The sequence below is a fragment of the Nocardia sp. NPDC050710 genome (assembly GCF_040654375.1).
Lineage (GTDB): Bacteria > Actinomycetota > Actinomycetes > Mycobacteriales > Mycobacteriaceae > Nocardia.
Genome location: NZ_JBFAHV010000002.1, coordinates 374,533 through 398,877, shown reverse-complemented (window position 1 = coordinate 398,877; position 24,345 = coordinate 374,533). Strand labels below are relative to the sequence as shown.

At 67.6% G+C, this 24,345-nt stretch carries 27 protein-coding genes; 17 read left to right on the top strand and 10 right to left on the bottom strand.

Annotated features, from left to right (window positions below; genetic code table 11):
• Positions 1-54: 54 nt before the first annotated feature.
• Complete coding sequence (locus AB0H61_RS07560; protein WP_357300485.1) at positions 55-759, bottom strand: enoyl-CoA hydratase-related protein; 705 nt, start codon at positions 757-759, stop codon at positions 55-57.
• A 104-nt stretch (positions 760-863) separates the two neighbouring features.
• Between AB0H61_RS07560 and AB0H61_RS07555 the strand changes: the two genes are divergently transcribed.
• Together AB0H61_RS07555 and AB0H61_RS07550 are read left to right on the top strand one after the other, a co-directional pair.
• The gene (locus AB0H61_RS07555; RefSeq protein WP_357300483.1) at positions 864-1,643 is read left to right on the top strand and encodes a purine-nucleoside phosphorylase; all 780 of its coding nucleotides are present in this window, start codon (positions 864-866) and stop codon (positions 1,641-1,643) included.
• A gap of 47 nt (positions 1,644-1,690) precedes the next feature.
• Positions 1,691-3,226, top strand: a complete 1,536-nt coding sequence (locus tag AB0H61_RS07550) for a phospho-sugar mutase (RefSeq protein WP_357300482.1) — start codon at positions 1,691-1,693, stop codon at positions 3,224-3,226.
• A gap of 19 nt (positions 3,227-3,245) precedes the next feature.
• On the opposite strand, the gene upp is transcribed toward AB0H61_RS07550, so the two are convergent.
• Positions 3,246-3,869, bottom strand: a complete 624-nt coding sequence (upp, locus tag AB0H61_RS07545; RefSeq protein WP_357300481.1) for a uracil phosphoribosyltransferase — start codon at positions 3,867-3,869, stop codon at positions 3,246-3,248.
• A gap of 145 nt (positions 3,870-4,014) precedes the next feature.
• On the opposite strand from upp, the gene AB0H61_RS07540 reads away from it, so the two are divergent.
• The 5 genes from AB0H61_RS07540 to AB0H61_RS07520 are packed head-to-tail and all read left to right on the top strand — an operon-like array spanning position 4,015 to position 7,444.
• Positions 4,015-4,332 carry a hypothetical protein gene (locus AB0H61_RS07540; RefSeq protein ID WP_357300479.1) on the top strand — a complete coding sequence of 106 codons (318 nt, stop codon included), beginning with the start codon at positions 4,015-4,017 and terminating at the stop codon, positions 4,330-4,332.
• Positions 4,333-4,336: 4 nt separating this feature from the next.
• Complete coding sequence (locus AB0H61_RS07535; protein WP_357300478.1) at positions 4,337-5,461, top strand: NlpC/P60 family protein; 1,125 nt, start codon at positions 4,337-4,339, stop codon at positions 5,459-5,461.
• Positions 5,458-5,820, top strand: a complete 363-nt coding sequence (locus tag AB0H61_RS07530) for a hypothetical protein (RefSeq protein WP_357300476.1) — start codon at positions 5,458-5,460, stop codon at positions 5,818-5,820. Before AB0H61_RS07535 ends, AB0H61_RS07530 begins: the two co-directional genes overlap by 4 nt.
• Complete coding sequence (locus AB0H61_RS07525; RefSeq protein WP_357300475.1) at positions 5,817-6,164, top strand: YbaB/EbfC family nucleoid-associated protein; 348 nt, start codon at positions 5,817-5,819, stop codon at positions 6,162-6,164. The genes AB0H61_RS07530 and AB0H61_RS07525 overlap by 4 nt, the downstream gene beginning before the upstream one ends.
• A 26-nt stretch (positions 6,165-6,190) precedes the next feature.
• On the top strand, positions 6,191-7,444 hold the full coding sequence (locus tag AB0H61_RS07520; protein WP_357300473.1) for a primosomal protein: 1,254 nt from the start codon (positions 6,191-6,193) through the stop codon (positions 7,442-7,444).
• 200 nt (positions 7,445-7,644) lie between these two features.
• Here the strand turns inward: AB0H61_RS07520 and AB0H61_RS07515 are convergent, their stop codons facing one another.
• Positions 7,645-8,742: an adenosine deaminase gene (locus AB0H61_RS07515; protein WP_357300471.1), complete on the bottom strand. Its 1,098-nt coding sequence runs from the start codon at positions 8,740-8,742 to the stop codon at positions 7,645-7,647.
• 330 nt (positions 8,743-9,072) lie between these two features.
• On the bottom strand, positions 9,073-10,362 hold the full coding sequence (locus AB0H61_RS07510; RefSeq protein WP_357300591.1) for a thymidine phosphorylase: 1,290 nt from the start codon (positions 10,360-10,362) through the stop codon (positions 9,073-9,075).
• A gap of 97 nt (positions 10,363-10,459) precedes the next feature.
• On the opposite strand from AB0H61_RS07510, the gene AB0H61_RS07505 reads away from it, so the two are divergent.
• Positions 10,460-10,729, top strand: a complete 270-nt coding sequence (locus AB0H61_RS07505) for a hypothetical protein (protein WP_357300469.1) — start codon at positions 10,460-10,462, stop codon at positions 10,727-10,729.
• Between the two features lie 9 nt (positions 10,730-10,738).
• Here AB0H61_RS07505 and AB0H61_RS07500 read toward each other — a convergent pair whose 3' ends face one another.
• The gene (locus tag AB0H61_RS07500) at positions 10,739-11,140 is read right to left on the bottom strand and encodes a cytidine deaminase (RefSeq protein WP_357300467.1); all 402 of its coding nucleotides are present in this window, start codon (positions 11,138-11,140) and stop codon (positions 10,739-10,741) included.
• Positions 11,141-11,430: 290 nt separating this feature from the next.
• Between AB0H61_RS07500 and sdhC the strand changes: the two genes are divergently transcribed.
• The 4 genes from sdhC to AB0H61_RS07480 are packed head-to-tail and all read left to right on the top strand — an operon-like array spanning position 11,431 to position 14,822.
• Positions 11,431-11,829, top strand: a complete 399-nt coding sequence (sdhC, locus tag AB0H61_RS07495) for a succinate dehydrogenase, cytochrome b556 subunit (protein WP_357300465.1) — start codon at positions 11,431-11,433, stop codon at positions 11,827-11,829.
• Positions 11,830-11,834: 5 nt separating this feature from the next.
• Positions 11,835-12,266, top strand: a complete 432-nt coding sequence (locus AB0H61_RS07490; protein WP_357300463.1) for a succinate dehydrogenase hydrophobic membrane anchor subunit — start codon at positions 11,835-11,837, stop codon at positions 12,264-12,266.
• A gap of 16 nt (positions 12,267-12,282) precedes the next feature.
• Positions 12,283-14,049: a succinate dehydrogenase flavoprotein subunit gene (sdhA, locus tag AB0H61_RS07485; RefSeq protein ID WP_357300462.1), complete on the top strand. Its 1,767-nt coding sequence runs from the start codon at positions 12,283-12,285 to the stop codon at positions 14,047-14,049.
• Complete coding sequence (locus AB0H61_RS07480) at positions 14,049-14,822, top strand: succinate dehydrogenase iron-sulfur subunit (protein WP_357300460.1); 774 nt, start codon at positions 14,049-14,051, stop codon at positions 14,820-14,822. Before sdhA ends, AB0H61_RS07480 begins: the two co-directional genes overlap by 1 nt.
• Before the next feature lie 63 nt (positions 14,823-14,885).
• Here the strand turns inward: AB0H61_RS07480 and AB0H61_RS07475 are convergent, their stop codons facing one another.
• Together AB0H61_RS07475 and radC are read right to left on the bottom strand one after the other, a co-directional pair.
• Entirely contained in the window at positions 14,886-15,800 is a 915-nt protein-coding gene (locus tag AB0H61_RS07475) for an alpha/beta hydrolase (RefSeq protein WP_357300458.1), read from the bottom strand.
• Between the two features lie 124 nt (positions 15,801-15,924).
• Positions 15,925-16,608: a DNA repair protein RadC gene (gene radC, locus AB0H61_RS07470; RefSeq protein WP_357300456.1), complete on the bottom strand. Its 684-nt coding sequence runs from the start codon at positions 16,606-16,608 to the stop codon at positions 15,925-15,927.
• 168 nt (positions 16,609-16,776) lie between these two features.
• Here radC and AB0H61_RS07465 point away from each other — a divergent pair, with 168 nt between their 5' ends.
• The gene (locus AB0H61_RS07465) at positions 16,777-18,321 is read left to right on the top strand and encodes an alpha/beta hydrolase (protein ID WP_357300454.1); all 1,545 of its coding nucleotides are present in this window, start codon (positions 16,777-16,779) and stop codon (positions 18,319-18,321) included.
• Here the strand turns inward: AB0H61_RS07465 and AB0H61_RS07460 are convergent.
• The gene (locus AB0H61_RS07460; RefSeq protein ID WP_357300453.1) at positions 18,318-18,524 is read right to left on the bottom strand and encodes a type II toxin-antitoxin system VapB family antitoxin; all 207 of its coding nucleotides are present in this window, start codon (positions 18,522-18,524) and stop codon (positions 18,318-18,320) included. The two genes, AB0H61_RS07465 and AB0H61_RS07460, sit on opposite strands and share 4 nt — an antisense overlap.
• A 33-nt stretch (positions 18,525-18,557) precedes the next feature.
• On the opposite strand from AB0H61_RS07460, the gene AB0H61_RS07455 reads away from it, so the two are divergent.
• The 3 genes from AB0H61_RS07455 to AB0H61_RS07445 all read left to right on the top strand — a co-directional run bounded on the left by AB0H61_RS07455 (position 18,558) and on the right by AB0H61_RS07445 (position 20,603).
• Positions 18,558-18,794 carry a hypothetical protein gene (locus AB0H61_RS07455; RefSeq protein ID WP_357300452.1) on the top strand — a complete coding sequence of 79 codons (237 nt, stop codon included), beginning with the start codon at positions 18,558-18,560 and terminating at the stop codon, positions 18,792-18,794.
• Between the two features lie 127 nt (positions 18,795-18,921).
• A complete protein-coding gene (locus tag AB0H61_RS07450; RefSeq protein WP_357300451.1) occupies positions 18,922-19,833 on the top strand; it encodes a phenylalanine 4-monooxygenase in 912 nt (303 codons plus the stop codon).
• A 95-nt stretch (positions 19,834-19,928) separates the two neighbouring features.
• Positions 19,929-20,603: a SnoaL-like polyketide cyclase gene (locus AB0H61_RS07445; RefSeq protein ID WP_357300450.1), complete on the top strand. Its 675-nt coding sequence runs from the start codon at positions 19,929-19,931 to the stop codon at positions 20,601-20,603.
• A 48-nt stretch (positions 20,604-20,651) separates the two neighbouring features.
• Here the strand turns inward: AB0H61_RS07445 and AB0H61_RS07440 are convergent, their stop codons facing one another.
• Complete coding sequence (locus tag AB0H61_RS07440) at positions 20,652-21,275, bottom strand: TetR family transcriptional regulator (protein ID WP_357300449.1); 624 nt, start codon at positions 21,273-21,275, stop codon at positions 20,652-20,654.
• Positions 21,265-22,788: a DHA2 family efflux MFS transporter permease subunit gene (locus tag AB0H61_RS07435; RefSeq protein ID WP_357300448.1), complete on the bottom strand. Its 1,524-nt coding sequence runs from the start codon at positions 22,786-22,788 to the stop codon at positions 21,265-21,267. Before AB0H61_RS07435 ends, AB0H61_RS07440 begins: the two co-directional genes overlap by 11 nt.
• A 178-nt stretch (positions 22,789-22,966) precedes the next feature.
• On the opposite strand from AB0H61_RS07435, the gene AB0H61_RS07430 reads away from it, so the two are divergent.
• Positions 22,967-24,301: a D-alanyl-D-alanine carboxypeptidase family protein gene (locus tag AB0H61_RS07430; protein ID WP_357300446.1), complete on the top strand. Its 1,335-nt coding sequence runs from the start codon at positions 22,967-22,969 to the stop codon at positions 24,299-24,301.
• Positions 24,302-24,345: the final 44 nt, after the last annotated feature.

Genomic DNA, 24,345 nt, shown 5'->3' with positions numbered 1-24,345 from the left:
ACTGTGCGGCGAATCGGGCGCACCCTGCGCCCGTCACGCCGGTCACAGTGTGGGTTATCCGGCGGCGAACGCCAGGTTCTCCGGGGTGGTCGCGACGGCGAGTCCGGCCAGCGCCTTGGCGTGCAGCGCGCGCTTGATCACCGGCAGATTCGGCTTGCGGTTGCCCGCGAGTGCCGCGGCGCGCGCGACGGCCGCGCCCAGCAATGCGTCGGCGTCGGCCGCCTCGTCCACGATGCCCGCGGCGATGGCCTGATCGGCCGGGTAGCGGTAACCGGTGGTCATGGCCTGGACGCAGACCTGGTTGGCGAGCCGCTCGGTCAGCAGGGCGTTCATACCCACCGTGAACGGCATGCCCAGATGCACCTCGGGCAGGCACCAGAAGCCGCGGTCGGCGCGCATCACCCGGAAGTCGTGCGAGGTGGCGAGCATGGCGCCGGCGCCGAAGGCGTGACCGTTGAGGGCGGCGACGGTCGGCAGCGGGAAGGCGAGCAGCCGGGTGTAGAGCGAATGCACGCGGTCGAGGTAGCCGTGGATCTTGTCCAGGTTGCCGAAGAGCCAGTCGGTATCGAGGCCGTTGCTGTAGAACTTGCCGGACGCCGTGGTGACCAGCGCGGCCGGACCCTCGTGGGCTTCGACCTTGTCGAGAAGCCCGTGGAACTCATCGATCCAATCCGGATGGAAGCGGTTCTCGCTGTCGGTCTGTTCCTCGCTTCCGAGGTACAGGACGAACACATCTCCCTCACGTTCCAGATACGGCATGCGCGCAGCTTATCCGCCCCCCACGGGCGAGCTACTCACGGGTAGCAATCGACGCGGCCGACCGGACCCGGCAGCGGCGTCGGGACCCGACTATCGTTCAGATCATGCTTGCCGAACAGGCCGCCGAGGCGATAGCCGAACGTACGGGAGTCGAGCGTCACCGGGTCGCGGTGGTGCTGGGGTCGGGCTGGCAGGAGGCGGCCGCGGAAATCGGGACGCCGAGCGCCTCGGTGCCGATGCCGGAGCTGCCCGGATTCGGGACGCCGAGCGCGCAGGGGCACGTCGGGATGGTGCACTCGATCGCCGTCGACGACACACCCGTGCTGCTGCTGATGGGTCGTCAGCACCTGTACGAGGGCTACCAGCCGACCGAGGTCGTGCATCCGGTCACCGCCGCGATCGCCGCGGGCGCCGAGATCGTGCTGCTCACCAACGCTGCGGGCGGGATCCGCCCCGGCCTACAGGTCGGCGAGCCGGTGCTGATCAGCGACCACATCAATCTCACCGGGCGCTCGCCGCTGACCGGGGCAAGTTTCGTCGACCTGGTCGATGCCTGGGATCCCGAATTGCGAGCGCTGGCAAGGGATATCGATCCCAGCCTGACCGAGGGGGTGTACGCGGGCCTGACCGGACCGCAGTACGAGACCCCGGCCGAGATCCGCATGCTGCACACCATGGGCGCCGACCTGGTCGGCATGTCCACGGTGCTGGAGGCGATCGCCTGCCGTGCCCTGGGTGTCCGGGTGCTCGGCATCTCCCTGGTCACCAACCTGGCCGCGGGCGTGACCGGTGCGCACCTGTCGCACGCCGAGGTGCTCGCCGAGGGGCATGCGGCCGCGCCTCGGCTCGGCAAGCTGCTGCGCGGCGTGCTGGAGCGGCTGTAAAACATTCCCGCCGCAACGCGGCTCGTACACCTACCGGAGGATTACTGATGCTGCGGTTCGGGACGGCCGGGCTGCGTGGCCCGATCCAGGACGGCCCCGACGGCATGAATGTCGATACGGTCGCACAAGCTACCGCGGGCCTGGCCGACTGGCTGCGCGAGCGCTGCCTGGGCGGCGGCCTGGTCGCCGTCGGACGCGACGCCAGATACGGCTCCGCCGACTTCGCCGCCACGACCGCGGAAGTGCTTGCGGCGGCGGGTTTCTCGGTCTTGACCCTGCCCGGCCCGCTGCCCACGCCGCTGGTCCCGTTCGCGGTGCGCGAACTGGGCGCGGTGGCCGGCGTGCAGATCACCGCCTCGCACAACCCCGCCACCGACAACGGGTACAAGGTGTTCCTCGACCGTGGCGCCCAGCTGATCGCACCCGCGGACAGTGAGATCGAAGCCCGCATCGAGGCGGTGCGCGCGCCGGTTCCGCGCGCCGATCCGGCCGCGGGCGTACACGATCCGCGGATCGTATCGGCGCTCGGCCACGAGCCCGGCGCCGAAATCGTGCGCCGCTACCTGGCCCGTGTCGCCGAACTGCCGGACGCGATCGGCGGGCCCGGCGCACGCGCCGATATCCGGATCGCGCTCACCCCGCTGCACGGTGTCGGCGGCGCGACCGCCGTCACGGCGCTCGAAGCGGCCGGATTCACCGATGTGCATGTCGTGCCGGAGCAGTTCGAGCCCGACCCCGACTTTCCCACGGTCGCATTCCCCAACCCGGAGGAGCCGGGCGCGACCGATCTGCTGCTGGCACTGGCCGAACGGGTCGGCGCCGATGTGGCGCTCGCCCTCGACCCGGACGCCGATCGCTGCGCCGTCGGCATCCGCGGTTCGGCGAGCTGGCGCATGCTGCGCGGCGACGAAACCGGTGTGCTGCTCGGCGATTGCGTACTGCGCACCGCGCCGCCGGAATCCCTGGTCGCCACCACCATCGTGTCGTCACGGCTGCTGTCCAAGCTGGCACCGGCCCGCGGCGCCCGCTATGCCGAAACCCTCACCGGCTTCAAATGGCTGGCCCGCGCGGGCGACGGCCTGGTCTACGCCTACGAAGAGGCGATTGGACACTGCGTCGATCCGGCCGTGGTGCGCGATAAGGACGGGATCTCCGCCGCCGTCCTCACTGCCGACCTGGTATCCCGGCTGAAGGCGGCGGGCCGCACGCTCGCCGACGAACTCGACGACTACGCACTCGAATTCGGCCTGCACGCGACCGACCAGGTGTCGCTGCGACTGGCCGATATCGACGCCGCGGCCGCCGTCGTCGACCGGCTGCGTACGGCCCCACCCGGCGAAATCGCCGACGAACCGGTGAAATACACCGATCAGCTCCAGGTGCGCGGTCGTATGCGCACCGACGCGCTGATCTTCGAGAGCGGCGGCGCGCGCGTCGTCATCCGCCCCTCCGGCACCGAACCGAAGCTCAAGTGCTACCTCGAGGTGGTCGAACCCGTCACCGATCGCACCGCCCTATCCGCCGCGAGAAGTGCGGCCCGGCAGCGCCTTTCCGCGCTTCGACAGTTCTGCGAGCAGCTGTAGGGTTGTTCGTCCGATCGAGTCAGCGCGGGCCGAATTGGCGGTCGCCCGCGTCTCCGAGGCCGGGCACGATATAGGCGTTCTCGTTCAGGCCCGTGTCGACGACCGCGGTCACCAGCCGCACGGGCAGACCCGAGTCCGCCAGCGCGGCAATGCCTTCGGGGGCGGCGACCACGCAGACCGCGGTGATGTCGGTGGCGCCACGGGCGACGAGCAACTCGAGGGTATGGCGCATGGAGCCGCCGGTGGCCAGCATCGGGTCGAGCACGAAGACCGGGACGTCGGCGAGATCGGTGGGCAGCGACTCCATGTACGGGACGGGCCGGTGACTGTCTTCGTCACGGGCGATGCCGACGAAACCGACCCTGGCATCGGGGATCAGCTCGGCGGCGGCATCGATCATGCCGAGTCCGGCCCGCAGCACCGGCACAAGCAGCGGCGGCTGGGTGAGTCGCGCACCCTCGGCGACGGCCACCGGGGTGGTGATCTCGTACCGGGTCACCGGTGCGTCGCGCAGGGCCTCGTAGATCAGAATCCCGGTGAGATCGCGCAATGCCGTGCGGAAGGCCGGATTCGGTGTGCGCGCGTCTCGCATGGTGGTGAGCAGGGTCGCGGCGAGTGGGTGGTCCACGGTGTGCGTGCGCATGAGGGAACGATAAGGTCGATGACGAGTTCGGTGTCGGACGTCTCCCCGAAAATTTTTCGAACGAGCTGGAACCGATCGGGAAGGCAGCGCGTCGAACTAGGTGGATGACGTACTCTGCCTGGGAACGACAGATGGGGGAAGCACTATGCGAAAGATGTCGGCGGACGCCGAGGGCATTGCGGCTTACAGCGCGACCGCCGGGGTGATGGCCGGTGAAATGGCGGGCGCGGCAACCAGTGCCGCGGCGGCGAATCCGGCGCTGCTCGGACCGATCATGGGCCTGATCGGCGGCGATTTCATGGCGGCGTACGCGGCGGCGCACGCCGGACACGTCGCCTCGATCGGCCAGCTGTCGGCGGTGCTGTCCAGCTTGGGCGGGGCCACCGCGGGCGCGGCGACCGTGCTCACCGAGACGGACCTGAACAATGCCGCGGCACTCCGGACCACAGATCTGGACGGATGAGCCGGTGATCGATATCAATGTGCTGGCCAAGCCGTTGTTGGATCTGCTCTCCAGTTTCGGCACCGGCGTGGTGCCCAGCGGCGGCGCCTCGGACGCACTGACGTCCACTTCGAGCATGCTCGATCAACTACATCAGTTGAGCCGCAACAGCATCAATCAGATGAACACCGCGTGGGACGGTGTCGCCGCGGATGCCGCGACCTCGAAGGCGCTGCGCGTGCAGACCTCGGCCGCCACGATCTCCGATCGCGGCACCGAGATGGCCACGGTCGTCGACCAGGCCGCCGCCTATGTGGAGACCGGCCAGAAGGATCTCAACGGCATCGTGCAGTCGTTCGTGAACCAGGCAACGGCCCTGGGTCCGGCGATCGCCACGCCGCAGGGGCTGACGGTGCTCGTCGGTTCGGCCATCGACCATCTGAACCAAGGCCTGAATGTGGTCGGGCGGACGCAGAACGAGCTCAGCACGCAAACCCAGGCGATGAACGAGCTGACCCCGGCGCCGTCCACCTCACCCGCCTCGCTGCCGACCAACCTGACCTCGGGTGTGAAGTCCGGCATCGACAGCCTGCTCGGTCTCGCGAGCGGCGCGGGCAGCATGGTGAGCACCATCAGCAAGCCGCTGACTTCGGCGGCGTCGAGCGCCGCGTCCAACCAGACGCAGAGCAAGTCGAGCACGAACAACAATTCCAACAGCAATTCCAATTCGGCGAATTCGACGACCGACGGCAAGGGCGTGAAGATCACCCTGCCCGACGGCAGTACCGTCGAGGCGCCGAACGAGGAGGCCGCGACCGCGGTCAAATCGGCACTCAGCGCGGTCGGCACGCCCTACGTGTGGGGCGGCAATACCCCGGGCTCGGGCATCGATTGCAGCGGTCTGACGAAGTACGCCTACGGCGAGGCCGGTGTCGAACTGCCGCGCCTGGCCCAGGAGCAACACATCGGACACCCGCAGGTGTCACCCGGAGATCTGATGCCGGGCGATCTGGCCGTATGGGACGGCCATGTCGCCATGGTGGTCGGCAACGGGCAGCTCGTCGAGGCCGGCGACCCGGTCTCGGTCAGTTCCATCCGAACGGAGAACATGGGTATGGAGTTCTACGGCTTCTACAGGCCCACCGAATGAGCCAACCGGTAAACCCCCAGCAACCGCAGCCCATTCCGAACGTCACGGTCGCGGGCAGCACCAACCGGTCCGGCACCATCGCGGTGCGCGCCACCGACCAGGGCATGCCGGTCGAGATCAAATTCGAGCGCAGCGAATACCGTTACGGCGCACAGGCTCTCGCGGCCGAGATCCTGCGCCTCACCCAGCGCTCCACCATTGCCGCGCGCGCCCGTCGCCGCGAGGTCCTGACCGAGGCGGGTATGCCCGCCGATATCCTCGACCGGCTCGGACTGCCCACCCGGCAGCAGGCGGTCGATGAATTGGACCGGATCGATGACGCGGACACGGGACCGACTAGCTGGATGAGGCCGGTATGAGTGCGGAGATGGATGCGCTGGTCGCCAACGCGACGGCGAAGCTGGAGGCGCTGGAGGCCGCACTGTACGGCCTCAAGCAGGTACGCGGCCAGTTCACCACCGATGACGGCGTGGTCAGCGTCGAGGTGAACAGCGACGGCGCGCTGGTCGGACTGTCGCTGTCGGAGGCGGTCACTTCGATGGCGCCGACCGACGTCAGCCAGCTGATCGTCTGGGCCTGCAGGCAGGCCTCGGAGGATGCCGGCTCACAGCGCTCGAAGGTCGTTGCGACACTGAACGAGTCGTTTGCACCCGCGTCACAGGACACGCAGGGCAGCGTTGGGGGCGGGCCGGATAGTGCCTGACACGGAAGGTCGATAGGCTTCCGCTCATGGCTTCTGGAGACATCGTCCCGATCGAGCTCGGCCTGACCGACGGCGATCTCGTCACACTGTGGGCACCGCGCTGGCGAGACGGTGACGACGAGTGGGAGGCGTTCCTCGGACACGAGGACTCGCTGTACGGTTTCGAGTCCGTGGCGGAGCTGGCCGCGTTCATCCGGACCAACTCCGATAACGACCTGGTCGACCATCCCGCGTGGAAGATCGTCGCAGGTCTGTCGGCGGCCGAGCTGGAGCCGGAGGAGAACTTCTCCTACGATCTGGTCGCCGTGCCGGAGCTGGCCGCGGGCGATCCCGATGTGGATTCCATCGCCGAGCTGGAGGACACGCTCTCGATGGTGCGCAATATCGGCGAGGTCTGCGAGCTGGAGACGGTCACCAAGTTCTTCAGTTCGCACCCGGTGCTCGGCGCGCTGCCCGCTGGCGTGAGCTCCTTCGTCGGGCGTGACGGCGAGGAACTCTGGGATCAGATCGGCGCCGCCATCGCCAAGGACTGGGACGCGGTGCTCGACGCCATCGACTCGGTGGTCTCGACCCCGGACGTGGACGCCGAGGCGGTCGCCGTCGCCGAGGCGGAGCTGCTGGCCGCCGAGGAGAACGTCATCGACGCCGACGATGCGGCCGATAGCGAAGAGGACGAGGAGTTCGAATCCGTCGACCTCGACGCGGAGGACGAAGAAGAGGACGAGGAGGACGACTCGTTCTGGCATGAGGTCGGCATCGACCCGGTCAAGATCGTCACCTCCGGCAGCGTCTACTTCACGCTGCGCTGCTACCTCGACGACGAGCCGGTCTTCCTCGGCAAGGACGGCTCGATCTCGGTCTTCGGCTCCGAACGCGCGCTGGCCCGCTACCTGGCCGACGATCACGAACACGATCTGGCCCGGGTGAGCACCTACACCGACGTGCAGACCGCGGCCGTGGACGGTTCGCTCGAGGTCGAGGTCACCGATGAGAACGTCTACGTGCTGACGGGCCTCGCCGATGACCTGTCCCAGGGCCCCGAGGCGGTCGACATCGACCAACTCGACCTGGCGGTGGAGTTGTTCACCGACGCGGCCGACTACGCAGAAGACGACGCCGTCGAGCAGGCCCTGGCCCAGTCCACCCCGCTGGGCTGGTACGTCTCCTACCTGCTCAACCCGGACCCGACCCGCCTCGCACCGAACCCCCCGTTCACCGCCGAGGCGCAGAGCTGGCGCGAGTTGGAGCGCAATTTCGAAGGTCGGCTGGTCCAGAAGTAAACCCGCCCGGTCCCAGCCATCCCGGCGCCCGTCGCGGACCTGTCTTCAGGTCCGCGACGGGCGCCGGACCCGTTTCCGGCCGACCCGGTGAGCGCCCGCCGACGAATCCGCTCAGTTCAGCCGGATCCAGATCTGCTCGGCTCGACCGAGGAGCCGACCGTCGGCTCCGTGGCGCGTCCGTCGATGCGGCACAACCCGGCTCAGCCCAGCAGGACGGCGTATCCGGGCTTGATGATGTCGTCGATGATGCGCAGTCGCTCCGGGAACGGGATGAAAGCGGATTTCATCGCATTGATGGTGAACCGTTCCAGATCGCTCCAGCCGTAGCCGAAGGTCTCGACCAGTTTGAGCATCTCCTTGCTCATGGTGGTGTCGCTCATCAGGCGGTTGTCGGTATTGACGGTGACACGGAAGCGCAGCCGCGCCAACAGATCGAACGGGTGTTTGTCCAGCGATGGCACCGCACCGGTCTGCACATTCGAGGACGGGCACAGCTCCAGCGGAATTCGCATATCCCGCACGTAATTCGCGACCAGACCCAGCTGGGCGTCCTCGATCGCGCCCGGCACCCGGATATCGTCGGTGATCCGCACGCCGTGACCGAGCCGATCACAGCCGCAGAAGGCCAGCGCCTCGTGGATGGACGGCAGCCCGAAGGCCTCACCCGCGTGGATGGTGAAATGCGCGCTATTGGCCCGCATGTATTCGAAGGCGTCCAGATGCCTGCTCGGCGGATAGCCCGCCTCGGCGCCCGCGATATCGAAGCCGCCGACACCGCCGGCGCGCCAGCGCACCGCGAGCTCGGCGATCTCGCGTGAACGCGCCGCGTGTCGCATGGCGGTGAGCAGGCAGGTCACCACGATCGGGCGGCCATCGGCCGCGGCCGCCGCCTCGCCCTCCCGGAAACCGGCGAGGGTGTGCTCGACCACCTCGTCCATGGTCAGTCCGCGTTCGAGATGCTGTTCGGGCGCGAACCGCACCTCGGCGTACACGACGCCGTCGGCGGCCAGATCCTCCGCGCATTCCTTGGCCACCCGGCGCAGCCCCTCCGGGGTCTGCATCACCGCGACCGTGTGGGCGAAGGTCTCCAGGTAGCGTTCCAGCGATCCGCTGTCCGCCGCGTCACGGAACCAGGCGCCGAGGGCGGCCTCATCGGCGGCGGGTAGGTCGTCGTAACCGCAATCGGCGGCGAGCTCCAGCACGGTCGCGGGCCGCAGACCACCGTCGAGGTGATCGTGCAGCAGTGCCTTGGGAGCTTGGCGGATCGAGGCAAGGGTCAAAGGCATCGGTCCTGTCATGACCACACGTTAGCCGCACCGGCGCGGTCGGGCAGCCCAGTTGGGTGAGTCGTCACATCGTGGGAGGTATGTGATTACCGTCCCGACAACCAGCGCTTCGAGATATCAGTCGCAACGCGGACGCTCCGCTGGCGCGCCGCCCGCACCACTGGTATGTATCCGCACCGCCGCCGTAGCGGAATCAGACTGGCCCAGTGCATATTTCGAATGCGACAAGATCGGCGTTCCAGCGCGTCGACCGGGTTCGGCACCGATGCGATCCCCTCGCCCCGATCGCCGTCCGACGCGATTCGAACGCTCACCCGCCTGGACCGCCGGACCGGGTGGATATCAGTCGCCGATTCGGTCCAGTAGCAGCCGAACGGGCGAATACTGCTCGGCCGTACCGATGGTGACGGCGGTGTCCAGTGCCTCGAGCGCACCGGTGAACGCGTCGGGGGTGTCGGTGTGCAAGGTCAGCAGCGGCTCCCCCGCGCCGACGGAATCGCCCGGTTTGGCGTGGATTTCGATGCCCGCGCCGAACTGGACCGGATCGCCCTGGCGGGCCCGCCCCGCGCCGAGGCGCCAAGCGGCGATCCCGACGCCCATCGCATCCAGCCGGGTGAGCACTCCGTCACGGTCGGCGCGTACGACCTCGGTGTGCCGCGCGCGTGGCAGCGGGGCATCAGGGTCGCCGCCCTGGGCGCGGACCATCGAGCGCCACTGGTCCATGGCGCGGCCGTCGGCCAGCACGTCGGCGGGATCGATATCCACACCGGCCAGCGCGACCATCTCGCGGGCGAGGGCGAGAGTCAGCTCGACGATATCGGCGGGACCGCCCCCGGCCAGTACCTCCACCGATTCGGCCACCTCCAGCGCATTACCCGCGGTGCGCCCGAGCGGGGTGTCCATGGCGGTGAGCATCGCCACCGTGCGCACCCCGGCGTCGGTGCCGAGCTCGACCATGGCGGTGGCCAGTTCGCGGGCGCCGTCGAGGGTCTTCATGAATGCGCCCGCACCCACCTTGACGTCGAGCACCAGCGCCGCGGTCCCCTCGGCGATCTTCTTGCTCATGATCGAGCTGGCGATCAGCGGGATGGACTCGACGGTGCCGGTCACGTCGCGCAACGCGTAGAGCCTTTTATCGGCGGGCGCCAGATCGGCGCCCGCCGCGCAGACCACCGCGCCGATCGCGGGGTCGGCGAGGATTTCACGCATCCGCGCGACCGGCACGTCCGCACGCCAGCCGGGGATCGACTCGAGCTTGTCGAGGGTGCCGCCGGTATGTCCGAGGCCGCGACCGGACAGCTGCGGCACCGCCGCCCCGCACGCGGCGACCAGCGGCGCCAGCGGCAGCGTGATCTTGTCGCCCACGCCGCCGGTCGAATGTTTGTCCACCGTCGGGCGCGGCAGGTCGGTGAAGTCCATCCGGCTGCCGGAGGCGATCATCGCGGCCGTCCACCGCGCGGTCTCGCGCCGCGTCAGCCCGCGCCAGACGATGGCCATCGCCAACGCCGCCATCTGCTCGTCGCCCACCGCGCCCCGCGTGAACGCATCGACCACCCAGTCGATCTGCGCGTCGGACAGCTCGCCGCCGTCTCGCTTGGTCGTAATGATCGAAACCGCGTCCAGTGCCGTCACATCGGCCAGTCTGGCATGGGACACGCCGGACTCCTGGTTCTTGTCGGAGGCTCGCGATAGCCTCCGCACATCATTCGTTCCAGGGTTGGGGGTAACCATGACATCCATGCACATCGACCGCCGCGTCGGCCGGCTCGAGACCCGGGTCGCCGACATCGAGGAAGGCTACGGCGAGGCCCAGTTGCGGTTGACACGTCGAGTCACGGGACTCGAGATCTGGGCCGGGCGTGCCGCAGCTCACGCGAACGGCATGGGAGCGACATTGAAACTCGTCGCGGAACATCTCGGGATTGCGGCGGCAGATATCCCGACGATCAGCATGCCCACCGACGCGGAGGTCGACGCCGTTCTCGAGGATGAGTTGTAGCCCCGGGATTCACACCTGTCCGGCGTCCAAGTCGTCCGGGCCGAAGGCATCGGGGAGCAAGGTTCGTAGCGAGACGGGCCCGGCCTGGTGATCGATCAAGAGATCGGGCCCGCCGTGCTCGTAGAGGAGTTGCCGGCAGCGGCCGCAGGGCATCAGGATTTCGCCGCGAGAATCGGTGACGGAGACGGCCAACAGGCGCCCACCACCGCCCGCGAATAAGTTACCGATGAGTACACATTCGGCACAAAGGCCCAATCCATATGAGACATTTTCCACATTGCAACCGCTCACAATTCGACCGTCCGAGCTGAGAGCTGCGGCGCCGACCGGAAACCGCGAGTACGGCGCATAGGCGTTATGCATAACTCGAATAGCATTGTCGCGCAATACATTCCAGTCAATTTCTTGCATCGGGACCCTCCCGTGAGCCGAGCCGGAGAACGTCGCGCGAGGGCCACCGCGCACCCCATTACGCATCAAGAAAGGTAAACCTAACTCAGGCGACTGTAGCGCAACGCACGGCACGCCGAATTAGTTCCGGCATTCGGAGAGGATTAGAGTCCACAACAGATCGGTTCAGGTTCCCGGCGGCGGTCCGCGCGTTGGAACATAGCGCAGCCACCTGGGGATTCGCGCCCCTTTCGCCGCTGGCGTCGGACTTGCAACCGGGTCCATCAACGACGTTGGAGGCACCGCACTCTATGACCACGATTGAAGCTCCGGCCCAGCCGAAGCGGAAGACGCTGTACCGAGGCGACCCCGGCATGTGGTCGTGGGCGCTGCACCGGATCACCGGGGTCACCATCTTCTTCTTCCTGTTCGTGCACGTGCTGGATACCGCGCTGGTGCGCGTCAGCCCGAACACTTACAACGAGGCGATCGAGCTCTACAAGAACCCCGTCGTCGCCCTGATGGAGATGGGTCTTGTTGTCTGCGTGCTGTTCCACGCGCTCAACGGCGTCCGCGTGATTCTGGTCGACTTCTGGTCGAAGGGCCCGAAGTATCAGCGCCTGATGCTCTGGATCATTCTCACGATCTTCGTGCTGCTGGCAGCACCGGCGATCGGCCGCATGTTCTTCTACCTGTTCACGGAGCACTGATAACCATGAGCGCACCTGTACTCGGTAAGTCATATGACCGCCCGGCGAGCCTGGACCTCCCCCGCTCCCCGCGCGCCCGCTCCAACAACAACTTCGAGAAGTACGCGTGGCTGTTCATGCGCTTCTCCGGCCTGCTGCTGATCGTGCTGGTGCTGGGCCACATGGCGATCATGCTGCTGCTCGACGGCGGTGTGAAGCGACTCAACTTCGCCTTCGTGGCGGGTCGCTGGTCCAGCCCGTTCTGGCAGTTCTGGGACCTCTCCATGCTGTGGCTGGCCCAGCTGCACGGTGGCAACGGGTTGCGCACTGTGATCGCGGACTACTCCCGCAAGGATTCGACCCGGTTCTGGCTCAACACCGCGCTGGTCATCTCGATGATCCTGGTCTGCGGCGTCGGCACCTACGTCATCTTCACCTTCGACCCCAACATCAGTTAGGAACAGGCCACCACCGATGAGTGAATCCCGGATTCAGGAGCATCGCTACGACGTCGTGATCGTCGGTGCCGGTGGCGCCGGCATGCGCGCGGCGATCGAGGCAGGCCCGCGTGTTCGGACGGCGGTTCTGACCAAGCTGTACCCGACCCGCAGCCACACCGGCGCGGCCCAGGGCGGTATGTGCGCCGCGCTGGCCAATGTCGAAGAGGACAACTGGGAATGGCACACCTTCGACACCGTCAAAGGTGGTGACTACCTGGTCGACCAGGATGCCGCGGAGATCATGGCCAAGGAGGCCATCGACGCGGTGATGGACCTCGAGAAGATGGGTCTGCCGTTCAACCGGACCCCCGAGGGCAAGATCGACCAACGCCGCTTCGGTGGCCACACCCGCGATCACGGTAAGGCCCCGGTCCGCCGCGCCTGCTACGCCGCCGACCGCACCGGCCACATGATCCTGCAGACGCTGTACCAGAACTGCGTCAAGCACGACGTGGAGTTCTACAACGAGTTCTACGTGCTCGACCTGGTGATGACCGACACCGACCGCGGCCCCGTCGCCACCGGTGTGGTCGCCTACGAGCTGGCCACCGGCGAAATCCACGTCTTCCACGCCAAGGCGATCGTCTTCGCCACCGGCGGCTCCGGCCGGATGTACAAGACCACCTCGAACGCGCACACGCTGACCGGTGACGGCATGGCGATCGTGTTCCGCAAGGGTCTGCCGCTGGAGGACATGGAGTTCCACCAGTTCCATCCGACGGGCCTGGCCGGTCTGGGCATCCTGATCTCGGAGGCCGTCCGCGGTGAGGGCGGCATTCTGCGCAACGAATCCGGCGAACGCTTCATGGAGCGCTACGCCCCCACCATCAAGGACCTCGCGCCGCGCGATATCGTCGCGCGCTCGATGGTGCTCGAAGTGCTGGAGGGCCGTGGCGCCGGACCGAACAAGGATTACGTCTACATCGACGTGACCCACCTCGGCGAAGATGTGCTCGAGGAGAAGCTGCCCGACATCACCGAGTTCGCCCGCACCTACCTGGGCGTCGACCCGGTGCACGAGCTGGTGCCGGTCATGCCCACCTGTCACTACGTGATGGGTGGCATCCCGACCCGGATCCGCGGCGAGGTGCTGCGCAACAACACCGATGTGGTGCCCGGCCTGTATGCCGCGGGCGAATGCGCGTGCGTCTCGGTGCACGGCTCCAACCGCCTGGGCACCAACTCGCTGCTGGACATCAATGTCTTCGGACGGCGCGCCGGCATCGCCGCCGCCGAGTACGCCCAGCGCACCGAGTTCGTCGATATGCCGGAGGCTCCGGCGCAGATGGTGCAGGATTGGCTGGCGCTGATCCTGTCCGAACACGGCACCGAGCGGGTCGCCGATATCCGGACCGAACTGCAGTACACGATGGATATGAATGCCGCCGTGTTCCGCACCGAGGACACCCTCAAGCAGGCGCTCACCGACATCCACGCGCTCAAGGAGCGTTACGCCCGGATCACCGTGCAGGACAAGGGCAAGCGCTACAACAGCGATCTGCTGGAGGCCGTCGAGCTCGGCTTCCTGCTGGAGCTGGCCGAGGTGACCGTGGTGGGCGCGCTCAACCGTAAGGAATCGCGCGGCGGCCACGCCCGCGAGGACTACCCGGACCGCGACGATGTGAACTTCATGCGCCACACGATGGCCTACAAGGAGGGTTCGGAGCTGATCTCCGATATCCGCCTCGACTTCAAGCCGGTGGTGCAGACCCGTTACGAGCCGATGGAGCGTAAGTACTGATGACTGCTGTAGCCGAAGCACCCTCTTCGCAGAAGCCCGCTCCCGTCCCCGACGGCTCGGTGATGATCACCGTCAAGGTGGCCCGGTTCAATCCGGAGGACGAGAAGGGCGCGCACTGGGAGTCGTTCCAGGTGCCGGTCCTGCCGACCGACCGCTTCCTGAACGTGCTCATCTACATCAAGTCCTACCTGGACGGCACGCTCACCTTCCGCCGCTCCTGCGCGCACGGTGTCTGTGGTTCGGACGCCATGCGGATCAACGGTGTGAACCGGCTGGCCTGCAAGGTGCTGATGAAGGACATGCTGCCCAAGGACGGCAAGTCCATCACCGTCACCGTCGAGCCCATCCGCGGCCTGCCGGTGGAAAAGGACCTCGTGGTCGACATGGAGCCGTTCTTCGACGCGTTCCGTGCCGTGAAGCCCTACCTGATGACCTCGGGTAACGAGCCCACCCGCGAGCGCATCCAGAGCCAGGCCGACCGCGCCCGGTTCGACGACACCACCAAGTGCATCCTCTGCGCCTGCTGCACCACCTCCTGCCCCGTGTACTGGACCGACGGCAGCTACTTCGGCCCGGCCGCGATCGTGAACGCCCACCGCTTCATCTTCGACAGTCGTGACGAAGGCGCCCGCGAACGCCTCGACATCCTCAACGATGTCGAGGGCGTGTGGCGCTGCCGCACCACCTTCAACTGCACCGATGCCTGCCCCCGCGGCATCGAGGTCACCAAGGCCATCCAGGAAGTCAAGCGCGCCCTGCTGTTCGCCCGCTGATCTCCCGAAACGCCACGAAGGCCGCCTCCATCAAAAGGTGAAGGCGGCCTTCGCCGTTGCGGGCTATCGGGTGGCGCGGGCGATGACGTCGCGGATGGCCTGGACGATGGCGTCCGGTTCGTCGAGTTGGATGGTGCTGTGCTTGGCCCCGGGGTAGGCGCGGTATTCGCCGTGGGAGACGGCGTCGGCCATGGCGGTGTAGAGGCCCGCCTTACTGTCGTTCAGTTCGGCGAGGGTCTTCTTCGACAGTGCCAGGCGCTGGCCGGAGTCCACGCCGAGGGCGCCGAGGGCGATCAGGGGGATATCGGGGAAGGGGGTCGCGGCCTTCAGTTCGTCGCGCAGCGCGAGCATATTGCTGCGTTCCTCGGCGCCGATGACCATCCACTTCGGGTCGACGTGACCCGCCACCAGCGGTGTACGGATTTCGGCGGGCCAGGCGGCGAACATCTTGTTATAGAAGGGGCGGGACAGCAGCCGCAGCAGGGTGGTCTGTACCCGGCCCGGAACTGCGGTCGGGGTTTTGTCCAGGTGTAGATCCGAGGGCATGTGGGCGTCCCACTCCTCGTAGAAGGACTCCAGCGCGACGAAGCCGGCCACCTCGCCCGGGAAGAGCTGGGCGAACCGGCGGGCGTAGGCGCCGCCCAGCGAGTGCCCTACCAGAATGTAGGGCCCGGGGATTTCGGCGACACGCAGCAGATCGCGGAGTTCGGTGGCGACTTCCGATGCGGTACGAGGCAATGCGAGGCGGTCGCTCCAGCCGGTGCCACCTCGGTCGTAGAGAACCGCGGTGGTGAATTCGGCGACACGCTCGTGGACGTTCAGGTAGTCCAGACCCACCCCGCCCGCGCCGGGCAGGAACACCACCGCGGGGCCTCCGTCACCGGCGCGGTACAGGAACAATTCACGTCCCGCTACCCGATAGCGCCGCCCGACCGGCGGGATCGCGGATTCGCGACGGTCCGTCGACTCCTTGTTCATGACTACCTCTCGTTGACTTATACGCACAAGTATACGTATGCGCGGTCCCGCAGTTCACTCCCGCCCGTTCGGCGCTGCCGCCTTGGCGAACCTACCTGTCGCGCGTCACTGTCCGGCGACCCCGTCACTCCACGGCGCGCAGCACCGGGGTGGCGCGGGCCCACTCCTCCCCCGCCAGGACGACGTGATCGAGGAAACGCAGGCCGACGGTCCGCGCGGCCTCGATCAGCAGGGTGGTGGCACGGCGGTCGTCGAGGCTCGGGGAGGGGTCACCGGAGGGGTGGTTGTGGACGATGGCGAAGGCGCGGCCGTCGTGGCGGAGCACGGTATTCAGGATTTCCCGCACCGGGACGGCGACCTGGTCGACCGCCCCCTCCGCGACAAAAACCTTCTGGCGCAGACGGTTCTGCGCATCGCAGACCAGCACCAGCAGGCGTTCCACCCGGGCGCCCGCGAACAGTGGACCCGCGACACCGACCACATCGGCCGCGCTCTCCAGCCGCGCCGCGGTGTCGATGCTGTGCCGCACCCGGGTGCCGAGTTGAAAGGCCGCGATGATCGCCGCCGCCTTCGCCGCCCCGATTCCGTTGCGCCGGGCCAACTCCTCGGGCCGCGCCGCCGCCAGTCCGGCAATCCCACCGTGTGCGGCGAGTAGCTCGGCGGCCATATCGAGCGCGCTTTCCCCGCGCCGCCCCTGTCGCAGCAGCAGCGCCAGCAATTCGCTATCACTCAGTGCCCGCGGGCCGAGTGCGAGCAGACGCTCGCGGGGCCGTTGGCCGAAGGGCAGATTCGCGATCGGTACCGACATACACCGTCCCCCTCGTATGCGTTGGTGAACCGGAATCATGCCAGCACCCACCGACAGACGCCCGAATCCGCCTCGGCAGCGCGGAGCTCCGCACCCGCGGCCGAGGCCCCGATTGCGGATCGGGGCCGTTGCGGCAGACTGAGCACAACCCAAGCACGAGGGATGCGAATGTTCAATCGCCGCAAGGCAACCGCAGGGTCGATCGGAGCCCGCGCGCGGTGGTCCGTGGTCGTCGCGGCAACGCTGCTGGTCGCGGCGTGCGGCAGCGACACCGTGGAGACGCCGCCCGCGCCCACCCTGGATCGGTTCTACCAGCAGAAGCTGATCTGGGGCAGCTGCGACGGCTTCAAGGGGGGTAAGGACCTGGGCGCGGCGGGTATCGAGTGCACACGCGTGCTGGTGCCCGTCGACTACGCCCGGCCCGACGGCGATACCGCGCGGATCGCCCTGTCGCGCTCGAGGGCTCGCGGTACCCGGGTTGCCGCGCTGCTCACCAATCCGGGCGGGCCGGGAGTGCCCGGACTGGGCATGCCGTTGGATCTGGCGCAGACGCCGCTGGCCGAGCGCTTCGACCTGATCGGCATGGATGTGCGCGGGCTGGGCGCCTCGACACCGCGCATCAGTTGCCGCGGGGCCGAGGAGCGGCTGACCGACCGGCTGCTACTCGGGCTCAGCAATGTCTTCGGCGAGATCGACCAGGTCGAGGAGGAGCGCGAGGATTACGCCACCTCCTGCGTGCAGCAATCCGGCATCGATCTGATCGCCCACGTCGGCACGGTCGACGTGGCGCGGGATCTGGATGTCATCCGATCGGTGCTCGGCGAGGCGAAGTTGTCGTATTACGGCGTCTCCTACGGCACCCGGATCGGTTCGACCTTCGCCGAGATGTTCCCGGATCGGGTGCGGGCGATGGTGCTCGACGGCGCTATCGATCCCACCACCAATATCGCCGACCAGGTGATCGATGCGGCCGCATTCCAGCATGCCTTCGATGCCTACGCCGCCGATTGCGCCAAATCCGCGACCTGCCCGCTCGGCACCGACCCGAGGCGCGCCACCGCGGCCTTCCGTTCGATGGTCCTGCCACTGATCGAGCATCCGCTGCGGACGCCCGAGGGCGCCGAGATCGACTACGACTGGATCATGGGCCTGACCCTCAATTCGATGTACCACACCCGCTTCTGGCCTACGCTCACCCAGGCGCTGACCGCAGTGGCGCAGCGACGCGGCGGCCCGATATCCACCGGCGAAGGGGCGGAGTTCGATAACGGTCCGGATGTCCACAATGCGGTGCTCTGCCTCGAGGAGGTCCGGGTGACAGATCGGACGACCGCCACCGATCTCGACCGCCGATCTCGAGCGGCCGCACCGATTCTCGATGATGGCCTCGCACCCGATCAGGTACCGCTCGACCCCTGCGCGTTCTGGCCGGTACCGCCCAATTTCCAGCCACACCGGCCCACGGTGCCCGGCCTGCCGAAGACGGTGGTGGTAGCGACGACCGGGGATCCTGCGACCTGGTACCAGGGCGGTGTCAACCTCGCCGCGGCCCTCGGTTCGGCACTGATCACCTTCGAGGGCTTCCAGCACGGCGCCACCTTCGACGGTGTGCCCTGCGTGGACGAACCGGTGGTGAAATACCTGGTAGATCTGGTCCCGCCGTCCAATATCCGGTGCACCGGGCCCGCGGGCCGGCCGGGCGGCAGCGGCTAGTTGTCGACCACGGCGACGACATCCGGAGCGGGCAGCGCCCAGAGCACCCCGGCAGCGATCCGCTCGAGATGATGGAGTTGCCGCTCGTGCACCACGATTCGGCGTAGCGCCTCATTGACGGTGGCGTTGCTATTGGACGTGCCCAGAATGTCGGCCGCCGCAGCCAACAACTTCTGGTCGAGATCGATCCGCACGGTTCTCATGCGCCCTCCTTCGTGCTTTCGTCATCTTGCGCCATGAATCCCGCTCATATGTGGCAAATCGCGGATCACGCGGGCCCCGGTGCGGCGCACGACCACGTCGCGCACCACGGGCACGCCCTCGTGGATGCCGCGCACGACCACTCCGCACACACCGGGCATCACGGACCGGCGTTGGTAGTCGCGTTCGTGGTGACGACGCCGGTGAACATATGGCTGATCGGCCGCGGCAAGGGCCACGCGGTGGTGCACTCACCGCACGGCGGCCACTGATCAGATAGCCGCTCCCACAGCGTTCCGCAGGCCGGGAAAGACGTCGAAAAGCCCGCTCAACTAGGCATTCTGCCCAGTTGGACGGGCTTTTGTTGTCGCTCGGAGCCAGCGGTGCTTGCATCGAGGTATGTTCTCCGAAGCTCAGCTGTATTCGCCGGTGACCCGCAGTGGCGCCGGTGATGTGACCGTGCACCTGAGCGACGAGCACCCCGGCGTACACGACCCGGAATACCGGGCCCGCCGCAATGCCATCGCCGCCCTGGCACTCGAGTACGCACCGGGTAAGCCGCTGCCCCGCATCGCCTATACCGACGCCGAACAGCAGGTGTGGCGCACCGCATCGATCGAACTCGCCCGCAAACACCGGACCTACGCCTGCACCGAGGTGCTCGACGCGGCGGCCCGGCTCGGACTGCCCACCGATCACATCCCGCAGTTGGATGAGGTCAGCGCCCTCCTGCTGCCGCTGACCGGGTTCCGGTACGTGCCCGCCGCCGGTCTGGTGCCGCTGCGCGAGTTCTTCGGCTCCTTCGCCGACCGGATCTTCCATTCCACCCAATACATTCGGCATCATTCGGCGCCGCTCTACACGCCGGAGCCCGACGCCATCCACGAGATCATCGGCCATGCTAACCAGATCGCCAGCCCCCGCTTCGCCGCGATCTACGAAACGGTCGGCGCCGCGGTGGCCCGGCTGGAAACCGACACCGCGCTGAAATTCCTCGCCGATGTCTTCTGGTTCTCGATGGAGTTCGGTGTGGTCCGGGAACGCGGCGAGATCCGTTGCTATGGAGCCGGATTACTGTCCTCCTACGGCGAGATCGATGAGTTCCGGCATGCCGAGCTACGCCCGTTGGATGTCGCCACCATGGGTACCGCCGCCTACGACATCACGCACTACCAGCCGATTCTGTACTGCGCCGAGTCGATTTCGGAGATCGAGGAAGTGGTCGGCGGATTCTTCGCAACCATGGACGACGACACCCCGAGGCGTGCGCTGCACGATCTGCCGAGCTCGCATACCGCCGGTGCCCAATAGAGTTCGCGACTGTTGACCTGTCCCATATCGAGCCGATAGCCCGGTCCACTGCTACGGTCTTCGCGTCCGATATCTACGACGGGACGAGAAGCGAAATGACAGTTGACGCAACGGATTCGACGCCAGCCGCACCAACGCCACTATGGTTGCAGGGCCGGGACGCGGTGGTCGCGGCCACGCCGGCCGAGGACTGGCGCGATGGCGCACCGGATTATCACCTGACCCGGGAGGTCGTACCACGCGAGCGCACCACCGAGCACGCGCCGGGATCGCTGGAGGCGATCGTCGAGGACTTGGTACGGGTTTTCGAGATGGAGGTCTCGCACAAGAAGGACCCGGCGAAGTGGGTGTCGCTGGTGGCCGAGCACTACCGAGGACGGGTGAACGGCGGTCCGTGGCAGGACGCCGAGGAGTTCGCGCGGATCGGCAGCTACAACATCCTGATCGGTGACAACCCGTACTACGACGGCGCGGCCGAAACCTTCGAATCCTCGCACCACATCTTTCACACCGCGTTCCCGGGTGGCTTCTTCTGGGAGGTGCTGGAGGTGCTGTCCGGCCCACCGACGGTGAGCTTTCGCTGGCGGCACTGGGGCAGCTACGAGGGTCCGTACCGGGAGCACCAGCCGACCGGGGAGCGGATCGAAATGTTCGGCGTGACCATCGCCCGGGTCAGCGAGGATCTGCGCATCCTCGAACTCGAACACTTCTACGACAACAACAAGCTGCTCGGCCCACTGGCCCACGGCTGCCCGGTCACCGGATCCTGAGCGCGCCCCGGCGGATCGGGTCGCATCCGAGGAGTCCGTTGCCGAACTTCAGGATCCGCGCGGCAGCGGGAGACCCGCTTCCAGGAGGGCCAGGGTCCGGCCGATGTTCTCGGCGTTCATCGGAACCGTCCTGGTGATGGCCAGTACGCCACCCGCCACCGCGCCCGCGGCCACCCTGATCTCGAACTCGTGTGGGTCGCGGCCCAGATGCTCGGCGAATAGGGTGGCGATCAGATCGATATTGCGATCGAACTCCAGCCCGATGGCCGTGCGGAGTTCGGGAACATGGAACAGCAGCGCTTGGCGCTCCTGCTCGAAGGCGAGTTCCTCGGCGGACAGGTTCGCGAACACCGTCGTCACCGCATTGCGAAATGCGGTGAGCGGCGGGGTATCGCGCGGCTGCTTCCTGAGCGCCGCGATCATCAGCGGATCGAGATCGTCGGCGCGCACCAACTGTTCCTTGGACGGGAAGTACCGGAAGAAGGTGCTGGGCGAGACCTCGGCCGCCGCCGCGATCTGCTCGATGGTGGTTTCGTTGTAGCCCTGCTCGCGGAACAACCGGAACGCCTCGGATCGAATCGTCCGACGGGTCCGTTCCTTCTTCCGCTCGCGCAGGCCCCGCGTCGCCGGCGGGGCCTGCGTCGACCCGTCGCCGGGTAGGTCAACCGACATGAGTCGATTCTGGCGCATGAGCCACCGCGGGCGCGTCGGGTGTGGACTTCCGTCCGCGCGGCAGCACCCGCACCGCCAGCGGCGCCGCGATCGCGCAGATCGCCGCGCAGACCCAGAGCATGGCGCTCATACCACCGACGAACGCCGAATGCACCTGGTCCAGCAGCGCCGCGTCGCCGGTCGACCTGGCTACCGCCACACCGGAATTCACGCTGTCACCGATGGGATCGACATTCCGGTCACCGAGTTCGGCGCGGTAGACCGTGGCCAGCACGGTGCCGAGCAACGCCACCGCGATGGTGCCCGCCGCCTGCCGCAGCGCCTGGAGCAATGCCGATCCCGCGCCCGCGCGCGCCACTTCCAGGTCGTCGATCGCCACGGCCATGCCGACCGGCATCGCCAACCCCATACCCGCACCGGTGAGCGCGATCCAGCTCGCCGTGTACCAGAACGGCGTATCGACGGCCGTCAGTGCGCCGAGGCCGAGCGCGACGGCGAGTACCGCCGTGCCCGCGGTGAGCATGGGGCCGGGGCCCACCTTCGGCAGCAACCGGTCCGCGAGTCGCGCGCCGATGACGAGGCCGGCGATCATCGGTAGCAACCGCAGTCCGCTGCCGAGCGCGTCGACACCGAGCACCGACTGGTAGTACTGCGGCACCGTGAAGAACAGCCCGAACATGCCGAAGGTGATCAGCACCGTGAAGACGGTGCCCCAGCGGAAGCCGCGGGCCCGGAACAGCGCGAGATCGACGAGTGGGAAGGCGGCGCGGCGCTGCCGGACCAGGAAAAGGGCGAGTACCGCCAGACCGGCGGCGAGTAGACCCCATGCCGGTCCGTCGCCCCAGCCCTCGTCCCCCAGCCGGATGAAGCCGTACGTCACACCGAGCATTCCGAGCACGGACAGCAGCGCGCCGGGCAGGTCGAGCGGGCGGCGATCCGGATTGCGCGACTCGGGCACCAGGGCAGCGACCGACAGCGCACCGATGACAATCATCGGGATATTGATCAAGAAGACCGAGCCCCACCAGAAGTTATCGATCAGCCAGCCGCCGAGCAGCGGCCCGAGCGGCAACCCGAGCGCGGTCGAGGTCACCCAGACGGACATGGCCTTGGCGCGCTCCGCAGGGTCGGGAAACAACACGGGCAGCACCGCCATGGACAGCGGCATCATGGCCGCCGCCGCGATGCCGAGCACCACGCGGGCCGCGATGAGCTGACCGGCTGTCGCGGCGAACGCGCAAGCCAGCGATGCCACACCGAATAACACCAGCGCGCCGAGCAGGATCTTCTTACGGCCGTATCGGTCCCCCGCCGCGCCCGCCGGCAACATCACCGCGGCCAATGCCAGCGTATACGCGGTGCTGAACCATTGCAGCGCACCACTGTTCGCGTTCAGGTCGACCGCGAGCGTGGGCAGCGCGACGGTCAGCACGGTCATATCGAGCCCGATTGTCAGCATTGCCACCGCCAGCGCCCCCAGGGCCAGCCAGCGGCGGGTCGAGTCGGTTCCCACAATCCCTCCATAAAATGAGAGCTACAACTTTTTGATAGTACCTCTCATTATGTAGCTACTGTCAATAGGTGAACCGTTCCCGCGACGGCAGACGTCCGCCGCACCGAGTCCGTTGGCGCGCGACCCGGCGCGGTCCGTAGCCGGTTTCCGGCCGCTGTGCCCATTAGGCTCGGTCCCGATGAAGATCCGGGACTTTCGCCTCCGCACCGCGCTCTGCCTCCGCACCGCGCTCTGCCTCCGCACCGCGCTCTGCCTCGGTTCCGCGCTGACGGCGCTCGCCGTGACCGGCGGCGCCATCGCGGCGTCGTCGCATGCGGTGCCGCCGAGCGGCAGCACCACAACGACGCCGTTCACCACGCCGAATACCGACGGCTGCCCGCAGAAGACCAAACCGCCCGCCCCCATCGACGCATCCGAGGTGCCCGCGCCGGGACAACCGACGCCGAGCCCACTGCCGGTGCCGGTGCCCCCGGTCGGCGGGACCCGGATGGGCGAATGCGGCGTGGTACTCCCCAAGGGCGCACCGCAGCTGCCCCAGGACATTTCGGCGACCGCCTGGATGGTGTCGGATCTGGATACCGGCGAGGTGCTCGCGGCCAAGGATCCGCACGGGCGCTACCGGCCCGCCAGCACGATCAAGGTGCTCCTCGCCACGGTGGCTTTGCGCACCCTCGATCTGGACAAGACGGTCACCGGCACCCAGGCCGACGCCGATATGGACGGCACCAGGGTCGGCATCGGCCCCGGTGGCCGCTACACCAACCGCCAGCTCATGCAGGCGCTGATCATGGCTTCGGGCAATGACGCCGCGCACGCGATCGCGGCCCAGCTGGGCGGCGACGAGGCCGCCGTGGCGAAGATGAACGAACTGGCGAAATCGTTGTACGCCTTGGACACTCGGACCGCCACCCCGTCCGGACTGGACGGCCCCGGAATGAGCAGCTCGGCCTACGACCTGTCGGTGTTATTCCGCGAGGCCATGACCATCCCGCTGTTCGCCGAGCTCATCCACACCGAGGAAGTGAATTTTCCCGGCTACCCGGAGGATCCGAAGGATCCCGACGACAAGGATCGCCCGGGCTTCCCCATCGGCAACGACAATCACCTGCTCTACAACTACGACGGCGCGATCGGCGGCAAGACCGGCTACACCGACGACGCCAGGCAAACCTTCGTGGCCGCCGCCCAACGCAACGGCCGCAGGCTGGTGGTCACCCTGCTGAAGGCGGACGTGCGGCCGATACGCCCGTGGGAGCAGGCGGCGCGCCTGCTCGACTACGGCTTCGCATTGCCGCAGGGGACCGAGATCGGCAAACTCCCGGCCGCGGATACGAAGTCACCGAAAAGTACCGCCGCACTGGCCGCCCCGCCCTCGCAAGACACCGGCCAGCACGCCGAAGCGGCGAGCGAGCCCACCGGGTCGAGCGGTAAGACCCTGCTGCTCGTCGGCGGTGTCGCGGTGGTGCTCGTGCTGCTCGTCGGCGCACGGCGCACGAGCCGTCCGCGCCGCTGACCGGCATTGCCGGGTCGGCTACTCGGGTCGTGCCGTCGGTGTGC

Bases quoted from the DNA above. Each gene is read 5' to 3' on its own strand.
- AB0H61_RS07560 (WP_357300485.1), bottom strand. From the start codon at position 759: ATGCCGTATCTGGAACGTGAGGGAGATGTGTTCGTCCTGTACCTCGGA.
- AB0H61_RS07555 (WP_357300483.1), top strand. From the start codon at position 864: ATGCTTGCCGAACAGGCCGCCGAGGCGATAGCCGAACGTACGGGAGTC.
- AB0H61_RS07550 (WP_357300482.1), top strand. From the start codon at position 1,691: ATGCTGCGGTTCGGGACGGCCGGGCTGCGTGGCCCGATCCAGGACGGC.
- upp (WP_357300481.1), bottom strand. From the start codon at position 3,869: ATGCGCACGCACACCGTGGACCACCCACTCGCCGCGACCCTGCTCACC.
- AB0H61_RS07540 (WP_357300479.1), top strand. From the start codon at position 4,015: ATGCGAAAGATGTCGGCGGACGCCGAGGGCATTGCGGCTTACAGCGCG.
- AB0H61_RS07530 (WP_357300476.1), top strand. From the start codon at position 5,458: ATGAGCCAACCGGTAAACCCCCAGCAACCGCAGCCCATTCCGAACGTC.
- AB0H61_RS07525 (WP_357300475.1), top strand. From the start codon at position 5,817: ATGAGTGCGGAGATGGATGCGCTGGTCGCCAACGCGACGGCGAAGCTG.
- AB0H61_RS07520 (WP_357300473.1), top strand. From the start codon at position 6,191: ATGGCTTCTGGAGACATCGTCCCGATCGAGCTCGGCCTGACCGACGGC.
- AB0H61_RS07515 (WP_357300471.1), bottom strand. From the start codon at position 8,742: ATGACAGGACCGATGCCTTTGACCCTTGCCTCGATCCGCCAAGCTCCC.
- AB0H61_RS07505 (WP_357300469.1), top strand. From the start codon at position 10,460: ATGACATCCATGCACATCGACCGCCGCGTCGGCCGGCTCGAGACCCGG.
- AB0H61_RS07500 (WP_357300467.1), bottom strand. From the start codon at position 11,140: ATGCAAGAAATTGACTGGAATGTATTGCGCGACAATGCTATTCGAGTT.
- sdhC (WP_357300465.1), top strand. From the start codon at position 11,431: ATGACCACGATTGAAGCTCCGGCCCAGCCGAAGCGGAAGACGCTGTAC.
- AB0H61_RS07490 (WP_357300463.1), top strand. From the start codon at position 11,835: ATGAGCGCACCTGTACTCGGTAAGTCATATGACCGCCCGGCGAGCCTG.
- sdhA (WP_357300462.1), top strand. From the start codon at position 12,283: ATGAGTGAATCCCGGATTCAGGAGCATCGCTACGACGTCGTGATCGTC.
- AB0H61_RS07480 (WP_357300460.1), top strand. From the start codon at position 14,049: ATGACTGCTGTAGCCGAAGCACCCTCTTCGCAGAAGCCCGCTCCCGTC.
- AB0H61_RS07475 (WP_357300458.1), bottom strand. From the start codon at position 15,800: ATGAACAAGGAGTCGACGGACCGTCGCGAATCCGCGATCCCGCCGGTC.
- radC (WP_357300456.1), bottom strand. From the start codon at position 16,608: ATGTCGGTACCGATCGCGAATCTGCCCTTCGGCCAACGGCCCCGCGAG.
- AB0H61_RS07465 (WP_357300454.1), top strand. From the start codon at position 16,777: ATGTTCAATCGCCGCAAGGCAACCGCAGGGTCGATCGGAGCCCGCGCG.
- AB0H61_RS07460 (WP_357300453.1), bottom strand. From the start codon at position 18,524: ATGAGAACCGTGCGGATCGATCTCGACCAGAAGTTGTTGGCTGCGGCG.
- AB0H61_RS07455 (WP_357300452.1), top strand. From the start codon at position 18,558: ATGAATCCCGCTCATATGTGGCAAATCGCGGATCACGCGGGCCCCGGT.
- AB0H61_RS07450 (WP_357300451.1), top strand. From the start codon at position 18,922: ATGTTCTCCGAAGCTCAGCTGTATTCGCCGGTGACCCGCAGTGGCGCC.
- AB0H61_RS07445 (WP_357300450.1), top strand. From the start codon at position 19,929: ATGACAGTTGACGCAACGGATTCGACGCCAGCCGCACCAACGCCACTA.
- AB0H61_RS07440 (WP_357300449.1), bottom strand. From the start codon at position 21,275: ATGTCGGTTGACCTACCCGGCGACGGGTCGACGCAGGCCCCGCCGGCG.
- AB0H61_RS07430 (WP_357300446.1), top strand. From the start codon at position 22,967: ATGAAGATCCGGGACTTTCGCCTCCGCACCGCGCTCTGCCTCCGCACC.